The 20,720-nt window shown below is 37.6% G+C and carries 18 protein-coding genes and 1 other RNA gene; 16 read left to right on the top strand and 3 right to left on the bottom strand.

Going from position 1 to position 20,720, the window contains the following annotated elements; genetic code table 11:
* The first annotated feature begins 5 nt into the window (after positions 1 to 5).
* Both HMPREF9071_RS00595 and HMPREF9071_RS00600 read left to right on the top strand, forming a co-directional pair.
* Positions 6 to 1,571 (top strand): DUF3137 domain-containing protein, encoded by a 1,566-nt coding sequence (locus HMPREF9071_RS00595; protein WP_009744583.1) that lies wholly within the window; start codon positions 6 to 8, stop codon positions 1,569 to 1,571.
* A 12-nt stretch (positions 1,572 to 1,583) separates the two neighbouring features.
* Entirely contained in the window at positions 1,584 to 2,135 is a 552-nt protein-coding gene (locus HMPREF9071_RS00600; protein WP_009744584.1) for a LemA family protein, read from the top strand.
* On the opposite strand, the gene hemN is transcribed toward HMPREF9071_RS00600, so the two are convergent.
* Complete coding sequence (gene hemN, locus HMPREF9071_RS00605) at positions 2,128 to 3,492, bottom strand: oxygen-independent coproporphyrinogen III oxidase (RefSeq protein WP_009744585.1); 1,365 nt, start codon at positions 3,490 to 3,492, stop codon at positions 2,128 to 2,130. The two genes, HMPREF9071_RS00600 and hemN, sit on opposite strands and share 8 nt — an antisense overlap.
* Positions 3,493 to 3,663: 171 nt before the next feature.
* Between hemN and trxA the strand changes: the two genes are divergently transcribed.
* Both trxA and deoC read left to right on the top strand, forming a co-directional pair.
* Positions 3,664 to 3,981 (top strand): thioredoxin, encoded by a 318-nt coding sequence (gene trxA / locus HMPREF9071_RS00610; protein WP_040358131.1) that lies wholly within the window; start codon positions 3,664 to 3,666, stop codon positions 3,979 to 3,981.
* A 73-nt stretch (positions 3,982 to 4,054) separates the two neighbouring features.
* Complete coding sequence (gene deoC / locus HMPREF9071_RS00615) at positions 4,055 to 4,684, top strand: deoxyribose-phosphate aldolase (RefSeq protein ID WP_009744587.1); 630 nt, start codon at positions 4,055 to 4,057, stop codon at positions 4,682 to 4,684.
* A 44-nt stretch (positions 4,685 to 4,728) separates the two neighbouring features.
* Here the strand turns inward: deoC and ssrA are convergent.
* Positions 4,729 to 5,132, bottom strand: a transfer-messenger RNA (tmRNA) gene (ssrA, locus tag HMPREF9071_RS11855).
* Positions 5,133 to 5,481: 349 nt separating this feature from the next.
* Here ssrA and HMPREF9071_RS00620 point away from each other — a divergent pair.
* From HMPREF9071_RS00620 to HMPREF9071_RS00655, 8 genes are all read left to right on the top strand, one after another.
* A complete protein-coding gene (locus tag HMPREF9071_RS00620; RefSeq protein WP_009744588.1) occupies positions 5,482 to 6,399 on the top strand; it encodes a hypothetical protein in 918 nt (305 codons plus the stop codon).
* Positions 6,359 to 6,991, top strand: a complete 633-nt coding sequence (locus HMPREF9071_RS00625; protein WP_009744589.1) for an ABC transporter ATP-binding protein — start codon at positions 6,359 to 6,361, stop codon at positions 6,989 to 6,991. Before HMPREF9071_RS00620 ends, HMPREF9071_RS00625 begins: the two co-directional genes overlap by 41 nt.
* 389 nt (positions 6,992 to 7,380) lie before the next feature.
* The gene (ilvA, locus tag HMPREF9071_RS00630; RefSeq protein WP_009744590.1) at positions 7,381 to 8,583 is read left to right on the top strand and encodes a threonine ammonia-lyase; all 1,203 of its coding nucleotides are present in this window, start codon (positions 7,381 to 7,383) and stop codon (positions 8,581 to 8,583) included.
* Between the two features lie 247 nt (positions 8,584 to 8,830).
* On the top strand, positions 8,831 to 11,248 hold the full coding sequence (gene thrA, locus HMPREF9071_RS00635; protein WP_009744591.1) for a bifunctional aspartate kinase/homoserine dehydrogenase I: 2,418 nt from the start codon (positions 8,831 to 8,833) through the stop codon (positions 11,246 to 11,248).
* Positions 11,249 to 11,258: 10 nt separating this feature from the next.
* Positions 11,259 to 11,597 (top strand): hypothetical protein, encoded by a 339-nt coding sequence (locus HMPREF9071_RS00640; RefSeq protein ID WP_009744592.1) that lies wholly within the window; start codon positions 11,259 to 11,261, stop codon positions 11,595 to 11,597.
* A gap of 221 nt (positions 11,598 to 11,818) precedes the next feature.
* Entirely contained in the window at positions 11,819 to 13,264 is a 1,446-nt protein-coding gene (miaB, locus tag HMPREF9071_RS00645; protein WP_009744593.1) for a tRNA (N6-isopentenyl adenosine(37)-C2)-methylthiotransferase MiaB, read from the top strand.
* An 11-nt stretch (positions 13,265 to 13,275) separates the two neighbouring features.
* Positions 13,276 to 13,770, top strand: a complete 495-nt coding sequence (locus HMPREF9071_RS00650; RefSeq protein WP_040357875.1) for a hypothetical protein — start codon at positions 13,276 to 13,278, stop codon at positions 13,768 to 13,770.
* 57 nt (positions 13,771 to 13,827) lie between these two features.
* Complete coding sequence (locus tag HMPREF9071_RS00655; protein WP_009744595.1) at positions 13,828 to 14,043, top strand: DUF2892 domain-containing protein; 216 nt, start codon at positions 13,828 to 13,830, stop codon at positions 14,041 to 14,043.
* A 67-nt stretch (positions 14,044 to 14,110) separates the two neighbouring features.
* Here HMPREF9071_RS00655 and HMPREF9071_RS00660 read toward each other — a convergent pair whose 3' ends face one another.
* The gene (locus tag HMPREF9071_RS00660; protein WP_009744596.1) at positions 14,111 to 15,196 is read right to left on the bottom strand and encodes a methyltransferase; all 1,086 of its coding nucleotides are present in this window, start codon (positions 15,194 to 15,196) and stop codon (positions 14,111 to 14,113) included.
* A gap of 415 nt (positions 15,197 to 15,611) precedes the next feature.
* Here HMPREF9071_RS00660 and HMPREF9071_RS00665 point away from each other — a divergent pair, with 415 nt between their 5' ends.
* The 4 genes from HMPREF9071_RS00665 to HMPREF9071_RS00680 all read left to right on the top strand — a co-directional run bounded on the left by HMPREF9071_RS00665 (position 15,612) and on the right by HMPREF9071_RS00680 (position 20,562).
* Positions 15,612 to 16,979 (top strand): OmpA family protein, encoded by a 1,368-nt coding sequence (locus HMPREF9071_RS00665; protein WP_009744597.1) that lies wholly within the window; start codon positions 15,612 to 15,614, stop codon positions 16,977 to 16,979.
* 148 nt (positions 16,980 to 17,127) lie between these two features.
* Positions 17,128 to 18,459, top strand: coding sequence for a pitrilysin family protein (locus HMPREF9071_RS00670; protein WP_009744598.1), 1,332 nt, complete (start codon positions 17,128 to 17,130; stop codon positions 18,457 to 18,459).
* Between the two features lie 5 nt (positions 18,460 to 18,464).
* Positions 18,465 to 19,889, top strand: coding sequence for a pitrilysin family protein (locus tag HMPREF9071_RS00675; RefSeq protein WP_009744599.1), 1,425 nt, complete (start codon positions 18,465 to 18,467; stop codon positions 19,887 to 19,889).
* 142 nt (positions 19,890 to 20,031) lie between these two features.
* On the top strand, positions 20,032 to 20,562 hold the full coding sequence (locus HMPREF9071_RS00680; RefSeq protein WP_040357876.1) for a DUF4136 domain-containing protein: 531 nt from the start codon (positions 20,032 to 20,034) through the stop codon (positions 20,560 to 20,562).
* The last annotated feature ends 158 nt before the right edge of the window (positions 20,563 to 20,720 follow it).

Below are 20,720 nucleotides of genomic sequence, written 5' to 3' on the forward strand. Positions count from 1 at the left end.
TCATTATGACCCTAACAGAAGCTAAAGAATATGTACTCTATGAAGCAAGCAGAGAAAAAAGAATCACCCTACGCAACCTTATTATAGTGATTATTTTATTGATCGTTGCTATATGCTTAGTTGTGAAATATCTACTACCTTTACTCTCTCAGCAAGCGAGTGAAGCCCCTTCGTATGTGAAATGGCTCCTCCCCATTGCATTACTAATTTCGGTAAGCTACCCTCTTATAAAAGTTTGGAAAATTCTCAAAAGAAAAGAACAGATAGAGGAAGCCTTTTCCCTTATTGGACAAGGAGAGGAATGCCGTATTATTAATGAAGCAGATGACTACCTTACTGTAATTCCTTTTGGGAAACGTTCTCGGTTAAACCTTGACCCTATTGCATACTTAAATATTGTTGTTAAGAACAAAACATACGTCCTTCCTATGCATTATCGTTCAGGTAGTGCTGAACTCAAGCGAGTAATTACAGGAGCGGATGAGGGAGCATACAAAGAGGTTATGCATGAACTCTATCACAAGGATGAATCCTTTGGTATAGAGAATCCAAAGATATCAACCCAGGAAACAATTATCCTTAAACCTATCTCCGAGTTCCGTACCTATGCTAAGGACACATTCGGAACAATGCTCACTTCCATGGAAAAAGGACGTAACACTAATAAGAATATGTTTGTAGTACAGGTGATTATCGCTTTTGCTTTCATTGCTGTAATGATTTTCTTAGGAATTACTGGCAGGTTAAGCTTCTCTAATGGACAAAGTGTACTTTACTTTGTATTAGGATTCGTGATCATTACCTTCCTATATAGCTTCGGGATGTCCCGTTATGCTAAGAAAAAACTAGAAGGAACTGAGGACTATACCCAATTAAAAAAGAATATTTTTGGAAAATTGGTACATTATATTAGTCCTGATTTTCAGTATATAGAGAATGGGCATATAGGGATAGGAGACCTGCTATCCTCCTATCTTTTTCGTCAAGAACGATATAACGTAACAGGAGGAGATCAAATTGTAGGTTGGTATAATGGAATTCCTTTTCAATCCTGTAACCTTACTGTCACTTTTCGTCCTACCATACGTGGAGAGAAAGAACCTGATGATGTAGCTTTCTATGGGAATTACTTTGTAGCACGTTCACCCAAAACCTTTGAACACCCGATTATAATTCATCCTGTAAAAAGCTTTTTTGGGACTATCAATGATAATGAAATTAGGACTTATCTCAATCAAGGAGGAGAGAGAATTCGATTGGAAGACCCTGAGTTTCAAAAACTATTCGAGGTATACTGCGACGATCAGATCACAGCTCGTTATGTGCTAACACCTGCATTCATGGAACGCCTCAAAAAACTTAATGAGCGTTATAAAGGGCAAGTATATATCGCTATTAATTCCGATAATATAGTCATTGCTACCAATCGAGGAAATATACTCTCCAAAGCAAACTATTCTCCCGCAGCAATGCTCTTCCAAAAGATAAACCTTGCTTTTGTAGAAGATGTATATGAAGAACTTATAGAACAGTTACAGATGATAGATACCCTTGAATTAAACAGAAAATAAATCGTAAAAACAATGATAACATATATTTTAGTAGCTGTGAGCATACTCTTGCTCATTTATATAGTAATAGCTTTCAATAGGCTCTCCAAGCGTCGTAACCAGATAGAGAATGCTATTTCTTCTTTGGATTCACTCTTTATCCAACGAGCAGATCTAATTCCTAACCTTATCACTACCACTAAGGAGTATATGAACTACGAACAGGAGACAATAGCTCAAATCACCCAATTGCGTACACCTGTAGTAACAGATAAGGAGAATCCCTACTTACAATCAGAAGAGGGAGATAAAACCCTTATGAACATTATGGCACGAGCAGAATCCTATCCTGAACTAAAGGCAAGTGCACAGTTTGTCCAACTACAACGAGCCTTCACTGAGTGTGAGGAACAACTCTCCGCAGGCAGGCGTTACCTAAGTGCATCTATTACGGATTATAATGATGCTATGATCACTTTCCCGTCCAATGTAATAGCTGCTATTTTTGGATTTTCTAAGTATCAATGGCAATATGCAACTGCAAAACAACGCACTGCAGTAGATGCCAAAGAATTATTTAGATAGTCATACTGAAAATACGGGTAGTGGGCACATTACGCTGTAAGCGCAAATCAAATGCCATGCAGATATTCCTAACAAAAGGTTTGCCTGCATCTGTAATCTCTATAGCATTATCAAGGATATGAATAAGTCCGTCTTTTTCCATCTCAAGAAGACGGTCTTTTACTTCTTCTGCCTCTGGAAATTGCAAAGATTTGTCCTCCCATGAGGTATAGAACTGACACATAAGGTTGAGGATGTGTCGTCGTAGAATAAGGTCCTCCTCGGAGAGGATATGTCCACGATAAACAGGTATTCTATCCTGAGTAAGTACCTGTTCATATTCTTTTATAGTCTTCACATTTTGAGAAAAGCCATACCAACTATCACTGATGGCAGAGATTCCTAATCCTATCATTAACTGAGTTTTGGAGGCAGTATACCCCATGAAGTTACGATGTAAGGTTCCATTGACAAAGGATTCATACATCTGGTCTGAGGGCAAGGCGAAATGATCCATACCAATCTCTATATAGCCATTGTCCAAGAGTTGTTCTTTGCCAATCTCATATAAATGTCGTTTTTGGTCAGCTGTAGGCAGATCATTCTCATCAAAGCCACGCTGTCCTGTTCCTTTTATCCAAGGCACATGAGCATAGCTATAGAAAGAAATACGATCAGGGCGCAGGCGATTTGTACATTCAATTGTATGACGCACATCTGTTTCTTCTTGGAAAGGAAGCCCAAAAATAAGGTCATGGCTAATGGAAGTATAACCTAATGCTCGTGCCTGAAGCGTTACACGTTCCACATTCTCAAAAGGTTGGATTCGGTGGATAGCTCTTTGTACTATAGGAGAATAATCCTGCACCCCATAGCTTACTCGAGTAAAACCTAAGCGGTAAAGCGTCTCCAAATGCTGGTAGGTAGTATTATTAGGGTGCCCTTCAAAACTAAACTGAAAGTCAGAGGTTCTGGTAGCTTTTTCAAAGATTTTTTCAATAAGATATTGTAAGTGTTCAGCAGAAAAGAAAGTAGGTGTCCCCCCTCCTAAGTGAATTTCCTTAACAAGAGGCTTACCAGGGAAAGTATTCAAATACAGTTGCCATTCCTTAAGTATATTTTCAATATAAGGAGCTTCCATTTCATGACGCTTAGTAATATGTTTATGACAACCACAGAAGGTACAAAGACTCTCACAAAAAGGCAGGTGAATATATAAGCTAATTCCCTGAGAGGCATTGCTCTGAGAAAAAGAAGTTTGTACAGAAGCAACCCATTTCTCGTAAGAAAAAGAAGAATTCTCCCAATAGGGAACTGTGGGATAACTGGTATAACGCGGACCAGGGACATTATATTTTTGAAATAGTGACCGTATCATAATTATTTATCAGTGTGCAAAGGTAAATCAATTTCTTTAGATGGCAAAATTTGTTCTCAATCAGCATTGAAAAAATCCTGTACTCCTATAGAAAAAATCTATCAAAAAAAACATTATTCTTTCAATTATTTTTGTACCTTTGCAATCATTAATCTTAAAAGTTATAAAGATATGGCATTACAAATAACTGACGCTTCTTTTGACGAAGTAGTTTTAAAGAGTGACAAACCTGTATTGGTGGATTTTTGGGCTACTTGGTGTGGTCCTTGCCGTATGCTTGGTCCTGTGATAGAAGAGGTTGCCAAGGAATATGAAGGAAAAGTAGTTGTAGGTAAGGTAGATGTGGATAGCAACCAAGAGTTTGCTGCCAAATATGGGGTGAGAAATATTCCTACTGTATTGGTATTCAAGAATGGAGAAGTAGTAGGGCGCCAAGTGGGGGTCGCTCCTAAGAAAACCTATACCGATGCTTTGGACTCTCTTTTGTAAAATTTTAATTTATTAGAAGGTAATTTCAGCCAGTGAAATTACCTTTCTTTTTCTTCAAGAAATCACAAACATTATGGATATTGCAAAATACATTGATTATACACTACTAAAAGCAACTGCCACCTTTTCAGATATTGAAAAACTCTGCCAAGAGGCTAAGCATTATGGATTCTTTTCTGTATGTGTTAATAGTGGTTATGTTCCCTTCGCTAAGGAACTGTTAAAAGATACTGATATAAAAGTATGTACCGTAGTAGGTTTCCCTTTAGGAGCAATGAGTACTCCTGCAAAATTATATGAAACCTCACAAGCCCTAAAAGAAGGGGCGGATGAGATAGATATGGTCATGAATATTGGCTATTTCAAGTCTGGGCAACAGGGGAAAGTATTGGAGGAGATTCGCCAGCTAAAACAGGAAGTAGGAGAGCGTGTGCTGAAGGTTATCTTAGAGACCTGCTACCTCACTGATGAGGAAAAGCGCATTGCCTGCCAACTCTCCATAGAAGCAGGAGCTGATTTTGTAAAAACCTCTACGGGATTTGGCTCAGGAGGGGCTACCCTAAGTGATGTACGACTCATGAAGGAAGTCGTTGGAGAAAGTGCTAAAGTGAAAGCCTCTGGAGGTATTCGTGACAGAGAAACAGCCTTACAGTATATAGCTCTTGGAGTAAGCCGTATTGGTGCTTCAGCTATATTGGTGTAAAAAAATAGAAACCGCCCCTTATGTAGGACGGTTTTTATTTTAATCTGTGGAGTCGGAGAGATTCGAACTCTCGTCCAAACAAGTAACCACAAGGCTTTCTACACGCTTAGTTTCCATTTGATTTTCGTGATATTGCTGAGCGGAAACACCCCACAATCTCCTTATCTTCTATAAGAGCTGAACCTACCAAAAGAAGCCATTGGTAAGTCCCATGTTGATTTTAATGGTGCCTCTTAAGTGACGAGCCATCAACAAGGGCTTTCAGAGACATCTCGCTTCCCTACTTAGTAGGGACTTAGCCAGAAATCCTACTATCATTCAGATTAGGCAGCAAGAGCGTAGTTATCTTCGCCATTTAAAGTGTTGAAACAGAGATTAACGAGCATTAGTCTCATAGCTCGACGTGCTTACTTCATGCTTAGGCTTGCTGTCAAAACCAGTCGACCCCTTTACAAAGTAATTTGGGGCAAAAGTACAGTTTCTTTCTTAAAGAATCTACTTTTTAACATATTATAACATTAAATACTACTTCGCTTTCTCCTTACTTGCTTATAGGCGCCCCTTTGAAGAGGAACCTCTTAAGGTAGTTGTTTTTCGATTACGCTGATAACTGACTAAATCCTAATCTGAAGTAATTTTACAAATATTTTCATATTTAGGGAATAATGATGTATATTTGCCCTGTATTGTGGACAAGAAAATAGTTTACAAAGACAGAGAGATAGTGAGACTCTTTTTACCAATCTTATTTCTCCTTAACTGTCAACTGTCCTCTTTATCTATTAACCTTAATCATTATGTCGCTCTATTTAGTCTATATCTATTACCGAAGACTTTTCGCTAAAGGAGACATCCTAACTATAACCATCCTCGTAGTGATTCTGGGAGGATCCCTTTATACTTTATATCAGCACTATAATTCATGGAGTTGGGTATTAGCTCTTTTCCTCCTCTCCACCTTTTCCCATCACAATAGCAGGGAAGACCTGCTCTTACTAAAGCGTCATCCTCAGTATAGAAGGATTCTTATAGGAGAGTATCTTATAGAAAATCTACCTTTTATACTTCTCCCAGTGTATAAGAGTGATTTTCTTGTGGCAGCAGGCTATCTTTTCGGAATCATTGTTATCGCCTTTCTCCCTCAGAGAAGCCTTACTTTGTCCTATCCTTTCTCTCTTGCTGATCCTCTGTGGCATAGCACTTTTCGTAAATACAAACTCTTATTCTTTCTTCCTATCATTATAGGGCTTATTATTATTGCATCGGTATACAAAAATCCCAATTTAGCTCTTTTTGCCTTAATTGCTACAGGTTTCGTATGCTGTGTACCTTACTTTGAGAGAGAATACCCTGCCCATATGAGTATAGCTGCCCAGCGAGGAGGAGATTATCTACACTATCAATTGATAACAGGAAGTAAAAATGCGATACTATTCTTTTGCCCTATCTGGCTAACTTATCTTATTGCTTTTGGTACAGATAATGTTATGGTACTTCCTATATGCTTAGGGTTTCCTATAGTGGGTGGCATCACCAAATATGCTTTTTTTACCCATCCTCTCGCTCAATCCCTTGCCATGGTAACCATCTTCTTTGGGGTACTGTATATCCTCCCCTTGTTAGTCCTTCCTTACCTTTATTACAAAGCCATCCAGAATATTCAAAGCTATCAGTATGTTACAGATAAATCTTCAGGAAAAGAAATACCAAAATAAGCAAGTTCTTGGTTGTATCCAGCTCTCCTTGAGTAAAGTAGGGCTCTATGGCGTAGTCGGAGCTAATGGTGCAGGGAAAACAACCTTTTTCAAGTGTCTTAGTGGGTTGGAACCTTATAAGGGAACTACCTTCTATAATGAAAAGGTACTTTCTTCTGACCAAGTTGCTTTCTCTCCTACAGAACCCTACTTGTATGATTATCTCACTGTAGGGGAGTTTTATACTTTTTACAGTAAGCTCTTAGGAATATCCCCAGCTAAAGAGTATGTCTTTGATATAGATAAAAATATGATTATCAAGAATCTATCCACAGGTATGCGCAAGAAGGTGTATTACAATGCTCTACTACAAAAGCCTTATATTCTTTATATCTTTGATGAACCCTTTAATGGTTTGGATGTAATATCTGCCCTACATATCAAACAGTTACTCTATACTTTAGCACAAACCCACATTGTATTTGTAGCATCTCACCTATTGGAAACCCTACGAAATTGTGAGAGAATATATCTGCTACAGGGTGGAACATTCCAAGCCTTTGAATCTCATGAAATAGCTGTTATAGAAGAACTTTTAAGAAAATCACAATAATACATTTCAATAACAAGAATGGGTTAAAAATATTCTTGAAAAATTCACAAAAATGACCTCTTGCACTTTGGAATTATTTGATGAAAGCTCCCTCTATTTATAGTCTTTTTTTTATTATTTTATTTTGGATTTCCCACTGATTACTCATATCTGAACAAATTACACTCCTTAACAATTATTTTCTAACTATTTTAATAACTATTTAAATCCAATTTTGAAGTAAAAATATCTACAAAAAAACCAATGAATATCTTTTAAAAATGCTTTTTTTAAAAATCTAATTCTTCTTATATAAAATGATTAATTATCAATAATTAATCATTATTTTTCGTATCTTTGCAAGGGTTTTTTCCTATCTTTTTTGTAAAAATACTTTTAAAAATTCATATATGCATACTTTAGAAGATTTCATCTCTGCAAGAGAACATTTGTCACAAGTTCTTTTGAACACCAAGCTCATTTACAGTCCTATTTTTTCGGAAGAATCCGGAAATAAAGTATTCATAAAGCCTGAGAATCTACAAAAAACAGGCTCTTTCAAAATACGAGGTGCCTACAACAAAATTCTAAAACTTACTCCAGAGGAGAAGAAAAGAGGGGTCATCGCTTCTTCTGCAGGAAATCATGCACAAGGAGTAGCTTATGCTGCTAAAGAATTAGGTATAAAGGCTGTTATCGTTATGCCTCAAACCACTCCCCTTATAAAGGTAGAATCTACCAAAAAATATGGCGCTGAAGTAGTTCTATACGGAGATGTCTATGATGATGCTTATAAAAAAGCCAAAGAATTAGAAGCACAAAAGGGCTATGTTTTTGTACATCCTTTTAATGATGAAGATGTATTAGAGGGGCAGGGAACTATTGCCTTAGAAATCTTAGAAGAGGCTCCTGATACTGATATTATCCTAGTGCCCATAGGAGGAGGGGGACTTATCTCTGGTATAGCTTGTGCTGCTAAACTCATAAAACCCTCTATCCGAATCATAGGGGTGGAACCTAGTGGAGCAGCTTCTGCCTTAGAGGCAATTAAAGAAAATAAAGTAGTAGAGCTCCCTGAAGCCAATACCATCGCTGATGGTACTGCTGTAAAAAGAATTGGAGATATTAATTTTGAATATATCAAAGAATATATTGATGAGATTATTACCATATCCGATTATGAGTTGATGGAAGCCTTTCTCCTATTGGTGGAAAAACATAAAATCATTGCTGAAAATTCCGGTATTTTACCCGTAGCAGCTCTTAAAAAATTACATCAAAAAAATAAAAAAGTAGTCCCTGTAGTAAGCGGTGGTAATATAGATGTGCTTATGATTTCTTCCATGATTAACAAAGGACTTGTTAGCCGAGATAGAATCTTTAACTTCTCCGTAGGTATTCAGGACAGACCTGGTGAATTGACCAAAATTACTCAAATTATTGCCCAAGAAGGTGCCAATATAGTAAAACTGGCTCATAACCAATTCAAAAATCTTTCCAGATTCCGTGATATAGAAGTACTTGTTACAGTGGAAACAAATGGATCCGCTCATGTACAAAGACTCATAAAAGCTTTCAAAGAGAAGAATTACGAAATTACCCCTACCAAATAATACCTTTTTAAGGGGATGGACACTTCTCATCACTATTTTCCTTGACAACACTTTTAAAATGTTGTACTTTTGCTGAGTAAAAAATGAAAATAAACAAGTAACTAAAAAATATCTGTAAAAATTTATTATCTAAAAATTTATTTCTTTTTTATTTGCAAATGAAAGAATTTTGTATATTTGCACCTTTAAACAAAGTAAAAAAACATAAAACTTTATTATCACTTTATAATCCTGAAAAACTAAGTTTATGCAAATACTCAAATTCGGAGGAAAATCCCTCGCTAATGGAGAAGGGCTCAGAACTGTACTCTCTATCATCACTGGAAAAGTAGGTCAAAGACAACCTATTGCAGTGGTTGTTTCTGCACGTGATAAAGCTACTGACCAGTTAGAGGCTATGCTAGAAAAAGCAAGCCAAGGGGGGGACATATCTGCTGATTTTCAAGCTTTCAAAGAGTACCAGACTGCTGGGGAGGATATTGACTTCTCTGAGGAATTTTCTATTCTCCAAAAGATCTTTGATGGCGTTTTCCTTCTTGGGAATTATAATGATAAAATAAAAGATAATACTTTAGCACAAGGCGAAGTCCTTTCCGCTAAGTTCATCACCCACCTCCTTACAAAGCAAGGTATTAAGGCAGAGTTTGTGGATAGTAGGCATTTCTATACTACCGATAGTTTCTTTGGCAATGCCCAACTCATAGAGGACACCTCCCGTAGGAATACCATTCAGTATTTCACTCAAATCTCCTCAGAGGTAGTGCCTATAGTAACTGGTTTTATTGCTGCCAATGTACATGGTCAGACTACGACTCTTGGACGTAATGGTAGTAATTATTCTGCTTCCCTACTTGCTAATTTTTTGGATGCTGAGGAGCTACAGAACTATACCCATGTGGATGGTATCTTCACGGCTAATCCTGAATTGGTTCCTGATGCTAAAATTATCCAACAACTCTCCTTTGAGGAAGCTAATGAATTGGCTAACTTTGGCACCTCAATCCTACATGCCAAAACCATCATTCCTCTCCTAGAGAAGAAGATTCCCCTGCGTATTCTCAATACCTTTAAAGCTCAGGAACAAGGAACCCTTATTTGCGAGGAGGGCACTTCCACAGGGGGAATTCGCGCTATTTCCGTATTGGAAGATTATGCCTTGGTGATCTTAGAAGGACGAGGACTCCTGGGTAAGGTAGGGGTAGATGCTCGTATCTTCCGCTCTCTTGCCGATGCAAAAATTAGTGTAAGCATTATCTCTCAAGGTTCTTCTGAGCGAGGTATTGGTTTTTTAGTTGCCAATAAGGAGGCACAAAAAGCAAAACAAGCTCTTGAAAAAGAGTTCGAGACCGATGTATATAACCAGGATGTTAGTAAGGTTCGTGTGGTGGAAGATGTAGGAGTTATTTCCATTGTAGGACAGAACTTAGCCGATTTTGACAAACCTTATAATGCTCTCATTCGCAACCAAATAACCCCTCTTTTGATTAATAATTCTGCTACGGGGAAAAATGTAAGTGTAGTTATTTACAAGAAGGACTTACCTAAAGCGGTAAATGTCATTCACGGAGAAATCTTTGAAATCTCCAAACGCATTAATTTAGCTATTTTCGGACGTGGAACAGTAGGGAATACTCTTATTGAACAGATATTTGAGGCGCGTACCGATATCCTCAAGCGTAGAAATATCAATCTACAAATCATTGCTATAGCCAGCTCCAAGGAGCTCTTATTTAATCACAGAGGAATAACTCCAAAGCAATACGCCTTTTTCACAGAACAAGCACACCCGTATGCTTTCAATCAATTCATCACTTTGGTTCAGCAACATCATTTAGAAAACCTTATTGCCATTGATGTAACTGCCAGCAAAACATTCGTGGAGCACTATCTATCCTTAGTGAAAAATGGCTTTGATTTAGTCTCTGCCAACAAAATTGCAAATACTATTGATTACACTTTCTATAAAAAGCTACGAGAAACCCTTGCCCAATACAAGAAACAGTACCTATATGAAACTAATGTGGGCGCTGGGTTACCTCTTATTGATACCATTAAGCTCCTTCATCATTCTGGAGAGAATATCACCCGTATAAAAGGTATTTTCTCTGGTACTTTAAGTTTCCTGTTCAATACCTATTCTGCAAGTAATGCTCCTTTTAGCCAGATTCTCCAAAGAGCTATTGACAGTGGTTATACTGAACCTGATCCTCGGGAAGACCTCTGTGGTAACGATGTCGGTCGTAAGCTTTTGATTTTAGCTCGTGAATTGGATTTGGAGAATGAATTCTCTGAGGTCTCTATTGAGAATCTTATCCCTGAGACACTTCGCTCAGGAAGTCGTGAGGAGTTCCTCTCTCGCTTACAGGAATTTGACCCTATCTATCAAAAAATTAAGGACAATGCTCCCAAAGGTACTGTCTTACGTTATGTTGGAGATCTTCATGGAGATCTTTCACAGACCCAAACAGCTCACCTTAATGTACAGTTGGTTTCTGTTCCCGAAAACAGCGCCTTAGGGCAGGTCAAAGGAGCCGATTCTATCTTTGAAATCTATACTGAATCCTATGGAGAAAACCCCATTGTAATACAAGGAGCAGGTGCTGGTGCTGCCGTTACTGCTCGCGGTGTGTTTGGAGATATTCTCAGAATTATTGGTAACAAATAAATATACTTTTATGCATATCCACAAAAAAGACCTTATCGCTACCATTCGCCTTAGTGGAGAGGAGATTAACTTGGAAACTGCCAACCTCCTACTAAAGGATCCTACCTTGCGTCCTTACCACATCGTTATCAACCTCAGTGAGGTAGAACACTTGGAAGAAGAAGAACTTGATGCTCTTTTCTACCTCAGTGAAATGTTCCGGAGCGAAACAGAACACTCCTTTGTAGTGGTCTCCCCTCTTTATGACCCTGATACCTTTCCTGAGGAACTTGTCGCCTGCCCTACCCTACAGGAAGCTTTGGACATCATTGAAATGGAGGATATAGAAAGAGATCTTTTCAAAGATTAATTCATTATGAGAAATTATCCTCTCCTATTAGCTGACAAGAATTTTACATACGCGGTAGAGATCGGTACAAATTCTTATATTATCTTACTATTTTATGCTGCCTTAAACTTAAGAAACCCATTGAGACAAAGGACAAAGAATATATAAGAAAAAAGCAAACCAAAAACTCATTTTTAAACGAAAAAAAACTTATTTTTGCACCCTTAAACAATGACTGATTGATGGAAAAAGTAATCGATGAAACACGGCAGGGTGCTCCCCTTACCCTTGAAAGCGATACTAAAAATACACGTAAGCTCTATATAGAAAGCTATGGCTGTCAGATGAATTTCTCTGATAGTGAAATCGTTGCCTCTATTCTTCACAAGGAAGGGTTCAATACTACTGATAAGCTCCATGAAGCGGATTTAATACTGATTAATACCTGTTCGGTCAGGGAGAAAGCAGAACAAACCATCCGTAAGCGCCTTGAGCAGTTCAATACTGTAAAACGACATAAGCCTGCTATGAGGGTTGGAGTACTAGGATGCATGGCTGAACGACTCAAACATAAGTTCTTGGAAGAGGAACATATTGTGGACTTAGTAGTAGGACCTGACGCTTATAAGGATTTACCTAACCTCCTGACAGAAGTAGACAATGGTCGTGATGCAGTAAATGTGCAGCTCTCTAAGGATGAAACGTATGCAGACATTTCCCCTATTCGCCTCAATAGCAATGGAGTAACCGCTTTTGTCTCCATTACTAGGGGTTGTGATAATATGTGTACTTTCTGTATTGTTCCTTTTACCCGTGGTAGAGAGCGTAGCCGAGACCCTCATTCAATCATTAATGAAATAGCTGAATTACAACAGCGTGGTTATAAAGAAATTACTTTGCTTGGACAAAATGTGGATAGCTACCTATGGTATGGGGGTGGACTAAAGAAAGATTTTGAAAAGGCTTCTGACATCCAAAAAGTTACTGCTGTGAATTTTGCTAAACTCTTGGATATAGTTGCTTCTGAATTTCCCAAAATGCGTATCCGCTTTTCCACTTCCAATCCTCAAGATATGACTTTGGACGTAATTGATACTATGGCAAAGCATCACAATATCTGTAAGTATATACACCTACCTGTACAGAGTGGCAGCAATCGTATTCTCAAGGCAATGAACCGCTTACATACTCGTGAGGAATATTTTGCTCTTATTGATGGAATTCGTGAGCGCATTCCTGATTGTGCTATCTCTCAGGATATGATTACTGGATTTCCTACCGAGACCGAAGAAGATCATCAAGATACTCTTTCCCTGATGGAGTATGTCAAATATGATTTTGGATTTATGTTTGCCTACTCCGAACGCCCTGGCACCTTGGCAGCCCGTAAAATCCTGGACGATGTACCCGAAGAAGTAAAAAAACGTCGCCTTGCAGAAATTATTGACCTCCAACAAAAACACAGCCACTACCGTACCCAAGCCCAAGTGGGCAAAACCGTAGAGGTGCTCATAGAGGGCAATTCCAAGAAATCCGACCAAGAGTGGATGGGGCGCAACACCCAGAATACAGTGGTCGTATTCCCGAAGGAACAATATAAGGTAGGCGATTTTGTCAATGTAAAAATAACCAATTGTACCTCCACCACTCTCATAGGGGAAGCGGTGGGGTATAGCGATATGAACTAATACGTAATCCTATGACAACAAAACTGATACACCCCTATTTCGGTACCTTAGACACTTGCTCTGTGGAAGGTGTAAGCCAAGATGATTCTTATGATGTTCTTTGGGAACAAGAGATTCCTTACAAAGACAGTATTATCTGGATATCTTTCTGGTTTTACAAAGGAGATAACCTCTTAAAAGAGCGCTTAGATGCTTTTGAATCTTTTATAAAGAACCTACCCAAGAGAGAAGAGCAAGCACGAAAAGCCCTTATACAATATCTGAAAGAGCACCCAGACTATTTCAATCACTTTAAGGAAAAAACAAAAAAGACTCCTTGTGATATCGAAACTTTCGTTGGTGAATTAGAGTTAGATATTATTGATTTTTGGTATCCCCAAGAGGAAGAGGCTGATGTAGATATGTACTTTGCACCTTATTATGGAGAAGATGTCGAAGAAGAGGAAGTCATCTCTGTACAATTTGCCCTCTCAGGAGAAATTCTTTCTATAGATTGGGAGGAATAATTTTTTTATATAAAGTTTTTTCATATCTTTGCCTTTCAAATAAAAACAGCTTTTCTTATGGACAGGAATATAGGGAAAACTGATAAGCGAGTACGCTTGTTATTCGTGCTTATTGTAGCTATTTTAGGGGAATTTAAGGTAATCTCCAATGATATTATAGCTTCCGTATTAGGAGCAATTTCTATTGTTCTAATTGTTACTATTATGCTAAATTTCTCTCCTATTTATAGACTTCTGAATATTAATACCTATAAAAGAGAAAAGATAAGCTAAAGTCCTCAGTCAAGAAAGGGGGACACTTCAAACAAGTATCCCCCTTTCCTGTCCCTGAATATTATTTTTAGTTCTTTTTACAAACAAAGATACTATGTCCCTTCCCTAAGTGGTCATATATTTTCTCTACTTTCAAACCGGCTTTTTCTATACATTCTATCATATCTTGTGAATAGTACATCTTACTATTTCCATTTGCCATTACGGAGAAATAGAGGCTAATTTGAGTAAGGCAGTATGCTCCGGTTTCATGCTGTTGCCTATCCCAATAGCTCTCCAGTATATATAACCGAGTATCCTCGGTCATAGCATGGCAGGCACGCTCAAGAATATTAGTAGCTTCATCCGGGGAGAAACAATCCAGAAATTGGCTCATCCATATCACCTCAAATCCTTTGGGAAAAACCTCTTTCTTATCTAACAGATTAGCAGGGTATTCCTTAATACGCTCTGCTCCTTTTTTACCTTTTGTCGCTACACGCATAAGGGAAAGCTGTTGAGGTAAATCCATAATAGTAACCTCTACTTCAGGGTTATACCCTACACACTGAAGAGCCCAGCGTCCGGTATTCCCTCCCACATCCAATAGCTTTTTAACAGGAGTAGAAAAAACAATTTTTAATGCCTCCTTAAAAGAGTTATCGGAGTAATAATGGTCAAAGGCAAACCACTTTTCCTTAGCTTCCTGCGGAAGCTGAGAAAGTCCTTCGTAAATAGTATCCCAATCGCCAAATACCTTTAAGCCTTCTGGCTTACCTGTCAGCAGGGTTTCCTCCATATAGAAAAGCCCTTGATAACATACCTGATGAATGAATTCCATATTGATACGTACTGCCTCATCCTTCAAAAGAAACCAACCTGCCTTAGTAAGGAAGAACTTATCTTCTTGTACAATTACCGTTCCTATAGAAAGGGATGCTTCCAACAGTACCTGTATGGCATAGCCACTTAGCTGTGTTTGTTGAGCGAGTTCCTGTTGTGTCAGTCCTTCGGTATGTTCTGATAAGGCTTTTAAGATGCCAAACTTCACCATGAGCCGAGATACCTGAAAGGCTACAGGAGCAAAGGCAAGTTCATGAGCTAAGCGCTGTGCTCTGCTTGCCGAAAGTTGTTCCTTGGTATATTGTTTTTCTACAAGAGGGGATAATTTCATGCAAATGAATAATTAACAGAATTTCTCGCAAAAGTACATCTTTTTTTATAAGTATACAAATTTATATTTTTCATAATTTTTTCTACTACTCAAAAAACACTACAAATATATAATTACATAATAATCAAACACTTACAAATATAACGTATTATCTTTAAAAAAAAATTTATTTTACCTTTCATTATTGCAAATATTTCTATATCTTTGCACTTTCTTTTAAGTTTCTCTCTAAGGAAAAGAGAGTAGCTTTATTATTTTTAAAAGAAGTAGAGTTTTATATTAAAAAATCAGAATAAGAGTTTTTAAATTGTTAAATTTTTACTTGTTTTGATTTTTATTTTGTATAAAGCAAAAAAAATTGTATCTTAGCCCCGAATTTTAAAAAGATTATAAATATAAATTAAATTTCAAACGTATGAAAAGAATTAAAATTTCATTAGCGTCCTTAGCATTGATCTCTGCAGTAAGTTCAGTGCAAGCGCAAGATGAAAACAACAAATGGTCAATAGGGTTTGGAGTGAATTCTGTTGATATTCGTTCTCCTCACGAATTTGGGGATTTTCTTAAAGATTGGGGAGGTACTAATGACTTAAACATCCTTCCTGCAATTTCTAAGCTTTCTGTAGCTCGCTACATTGGTGCTGGATTTTCTGCTGAGATTGATGGTTCCTTAAACAAAATCAAAACTGGATTTAACGGAGTAAGTGAGGATAAATCCTTCTGGGCTGCTAACCTACAAGCTAAGTATGCTCTTAGAAGACTTTTCACTACTGAATCTGGTTGGTTTGACCCTTACATCAAAGTAGGTGGAGGTTATTTCTCTTATGAAAGTGACTTTTCTGACAAGGACGGAGGTCTTAAGCTTCTTGCTGGAGGTGGTATTAACTTCTGGTTCACTGAACATCTTGGTGTAAACCTTCAAACAGGTTACCACCATGGATTCCAACAAGATGGTACTGACTACTTCCAACATTCTGCTGGTATCGTTATCAAATTCGGTGCCAAAGATACTGATAAGGATGGTATTCCTGATAACAAGGATGCTTGTCCTGAAGTGAAAGGTCTTAAAGAATTCAACGGATGTCCTGATACCGATGGAGATGGTATTCCTGACAAAGACGATGCTTGTCCTGAAGTGAAAGGTCTTAAAGAATTCAACGGATGTCCTGATACCGATGGGGATGGTATTCCTGATAAGGACGATGCTTGTCCAGATGTACCTGGTCTTAAAGAATTCAACGGATGTCCTGATACTGATGGTGATGGCGTTCCTGATAAAGATGACAAATGTCCAGATGTAGCTGGTCCTGCTGAAAACGGTGGATGTCCTTGGCCTGATACCGATGGCGACGGTGTACTTGACAAAGATGACCTATGTCCTAACGAAGCTGGTTCTGCAAGCAACAAGGGTTGTCCAGAACCTAACGATGATGACCAAAAACGCTTGAACCAATATGCTAAGACTATCTTGTTTGACACTGGTAAGGCTACTATTAAGTTCCAATCTGCTGATGTATTGAACCAAATTATTAGTGTTCTTAACAAATTCCCTAACAGTCGTTTCCGTATAGAAGGGCACACTGATAGCACTGGTAAGAAAGCTAAGAACCAAGTACTTTCTCAAAATAGAGCCGATGCTGTTAAGGTATACTTAATCCAAGGGGGTATAGATGCTAATCGTTTAGAATCCGTAGGCTACGGACAAGACAAACCAATCGCTTCTAACAAAACTAAGAAAGGTAGAGAACTTAACAGACGTGTTGAAATCAATTTGATAAAATAATTTTGAGTTCTGAAATAAAAAAGGTCGCCCAGTTGGGCGACCTTTTTTATTTTTACTATACAATAATTATATAGAATTTTTTTGAAAAAAAGTTCTTTTTATCAAGAAAAAAACCTACTTTTGCAGTAACTTTTTATCACTTTCATTTATGAAAAAATATTTTATAACACTCAATGCAATACTACTCTCCACAGGAGTAACTATAGCACAAAAAATCAATTTTGAAGAATACAATCTACCCAATGGGTTACATGTAATCTTACATCAAGACAACTCTGCTCCAGTGGTCACCACTACTGTAATGTATCATGTGGGAGCTAAGGACGACCTACCAGGAAAGTCTGGTTTTGCTCACTTCTTCGAGCATCTTCTTTTTGAAGGAACAAAAAACATTCCACGAAGCAAATGGTTTGATATTGTCTCCGCCCATGGAGGAGATAACAATGCCTTTACCGATGTGGACAAAACCTACTATTATGAGACCCTTCCTTCCAATAATCTACAACTTGCCCTATGGATGGAATCTGAACGCTTACTACATCCTGTCATCAACCAAATAGGGGTAGATACTCAAAAAGAAGTAGTGAAAGAAGAAAAACGTGAAGGCACTGACAATGTACCCTATGGGAAGATTATCTATATGCCTGTAGTACAAAATCACCTCTTTGATAAGCATCCCTATAAGCATCCTACCATTGGTAGTATGGAGGATTTAAATTCTGCAAAGTTAGATGATTTTATCCGTTATAACCAGCGCTATTACAACCCTAACAATGCTGTATTAGTTGTAGCTGGAGATTTCCAAAAAGAACAAGCTAAACACTGGATAGAAACCTATTTTGCTCCTATTCAGAACCATGTAGAGAAACCTGTGCGTAACTATCCTATGGATGCTCCCATCACTCAGACTAAAAAGGTAACCGATTATGATGCGAATATCACTGCCCCTGCGAAAGTATTAGCTTGGCGTACCCCTAAAATGACTGAACAGGATGCTCGTGTAATGGATTTTATCCAAGCCCTCCTCGCCAATGGAGAAAGTGCTCGCCTCTATAAAAAAATGGTAGAAGAAAAGAAAGAAGTTCTCCAATTTATCTCCTATACTTGCAATTATGAGGATATTGGTATTCTAATGATTGCCGCCGTAGCTCAGAATGCCCCTTTGGAACAACTTACCAAAGACATGGATGACGAAATCAAACGCTTACAAACAGAACTTATCTCAGAAAAGGAATACGAAAAACTCCTTAACCAATTTGAGACAAACTTTATAGCTACTAACTCCAATGTACAAGGTATTGCTTATTCTTTAGCTATAGATTATACCTTTTTTAAAGATACCAATCTTATCAATAAAGAGCTAGATTTATATCGTAAAGTAACTCGTGAAGATATTCGCCGCGTGGCTCAGAAATATCTTAATCCTAACCAACGTTTGGAGATCGATTATCTCCCTGAGAAAAGTCAAACTAAAAAATAATATCCATGAAAAAAATACTTATAGCAAGCATTTCTTTGCTTATTCCTTTTCTTTTGTCTGCTCAAATTGACCGTGACAAAATGCCTGAACCTACTCAGATGCCTACCTTCAACTTAGGGGATCCTTATATCAAGAAACTTCCTAATGGACTTACTCTTATGATAGTGGAAGATCACAAACTTCCTCGTGTTTCTGTAAGTCTTACCTTGGACAGACCTCCTATTGATGAAACTAACAAGCCAGGTATGTACTACCTTACCTCTGAACTTATGGGAGGAGGAAGTAAGAATATTTCTAAGGAAGCCTTTGTAGAGGAAACCGATCGCTTAGGGGCCACTGTATATATCTCTATGGATGGAGGATCTACTTATTCTCTAACCCGCTATTTCCCTCGTGTATTGGAACTCTTTGCAGATGCTGCTATCCATCCAAATTTTACTCAAGCAGAATTAGACAAGGCTCGTGATAAAGCAATTGCTTCCCTAAAAGCAGAGGAAAATAGTGCTCAAAGCATTATTTATCGCCTTAATAGTGCTCTCACTTATGGTAAAAAACATCCTTATGGAAGTTTCTACACTGAGAAATCTCTTAAGAGTATCACTCTAAAAGATATTACTAACTTCTATAAAACATATTTCTCTCCTTCGAGTGCTTATATGGTTGTCGTTGGTGATGTTAATACAGATGAAGTAGAAAAATTAGTGATAAAAAATTTCCACGATTGGCTTCCTGCTAAGTCCTTGCAGATGACTACTCCTACTCCTAATAATGTACAATACACTCAGGTGAACTTGGTAGATGTCCCCAGTGCCGTACAAACTGAAATTAGCGCCTTTAACCTCTATCCTCTTAAAATGAGTGATAAGGATTTCTTCGCTGTAAAAGTAATGAACTATATTCTTGGAGGAGACTATGGTAGTTATATTAACATAAATTTACGTGAACAGCATGGATATACTTATGGAGCACGCTCTTATATGGGTACTAACCGATTCACTTTAGCTAATTTCTTTGTCTCAGTAAGAGTTCGTAATGAAGTCGCTGCTAAATCCGTAGTAGAGATCCTCAAAGAAATCAAACGTATTCAGACTGAGGATGTTACCGCTCAAAAACTCGAAGAAGTAAAAGGACAATTAGTCGGACGTTTTGTTATGTCCACCCAATACCCCTCCACTATTGCTAACTTAGCGGTAACAAGAGAAACACAGAAGCTCCCTGCTGACTTCTACAGTAACTATATCAAGAATATAGAGGCTGTAACAATTGCTGATGTGAAGCGTGTCGCTAACAAATACATCAAATATAATAACTTACGATTTATCATTGTAGGAAAGGCAAGTGAGTTCGAAAAAGAACTAAAACAACTCAAGTTCAATGGCAAAGCACTTCCTGTTTTCTATTATGATAAGTATGCTAACAAAATAAAATAGTATTTTTCCCATAAATTTATGAGAGGCTTTCTGAAGTATTCAGAAAGCTTCTTTTTTATATAAAATAATTATTAACATTTTTTGACAAACAACTCTTTTGGTATGTTTTTTGTTGCTATTAGAGGAACTAAATTTTTGTAAAATGAAATCTATTTTAAGCATTACCTTAATAAGCCTCCTTCTCTTCTCCTGTGCAGGAGTTCAGGTAAGTTCTGATTATGATAGTAGGGCTTCCTTCCCCCAATACAAAACTTTTGCTTTCCTGAAAGAGGGAATCGATAAAGCTGAAATATCTGATTTGGATAAGAAACGTATCTTAAGAAGTATTGAAGCTGAAATGATTAAAAAAGGCTATACACTTTCTGAGAACCCAGATATCTTTATCAATTTCTTCACTCGAGAAAGAGAACGCCAAGACCTCTACCAAAGTGTAGGCATCGGATGGGGGTGGGGACCTGTATGGGGGAATTCTGTACAAGTATCACCTGCTGTTACTGAAGGTGTGCTCCTTATTGACATCATTGATGGTAAGAAAAAAGACCTTATCTGGCAAGGAAAAGGAGCAGGAATTCTCTCTGAAAGAGCCAATAAAGATGAACAAATACATAAGTTTGTTTCTGAAATCCTAAAACAATACCCTCCTGAAGAAAAAAGAACTACCGAAAAAAATTAATTTTCTCCTTTTGGTGCAAAGATTTTTAAAGAAAAAAGTTGTTTTTTTCCTAAAAAAAGAAAAATTAACATTTCAAAATTTGTTATAAAAAGTTAATTCGTGTTAATATAAACAGAATATCTCTATGCTGTTTATTTTACATTTCTTCATAAATTATT

This window comes from Capnocytophaga sp. oral taxon 338 str. F0234, assembly GCF_000192225.1.
Classification (GTDB): Bacteria; Bacteroidota; Bacteroidia; order Flavobacteriales; family Flavobacteriaceae; genus Capnocytophaga.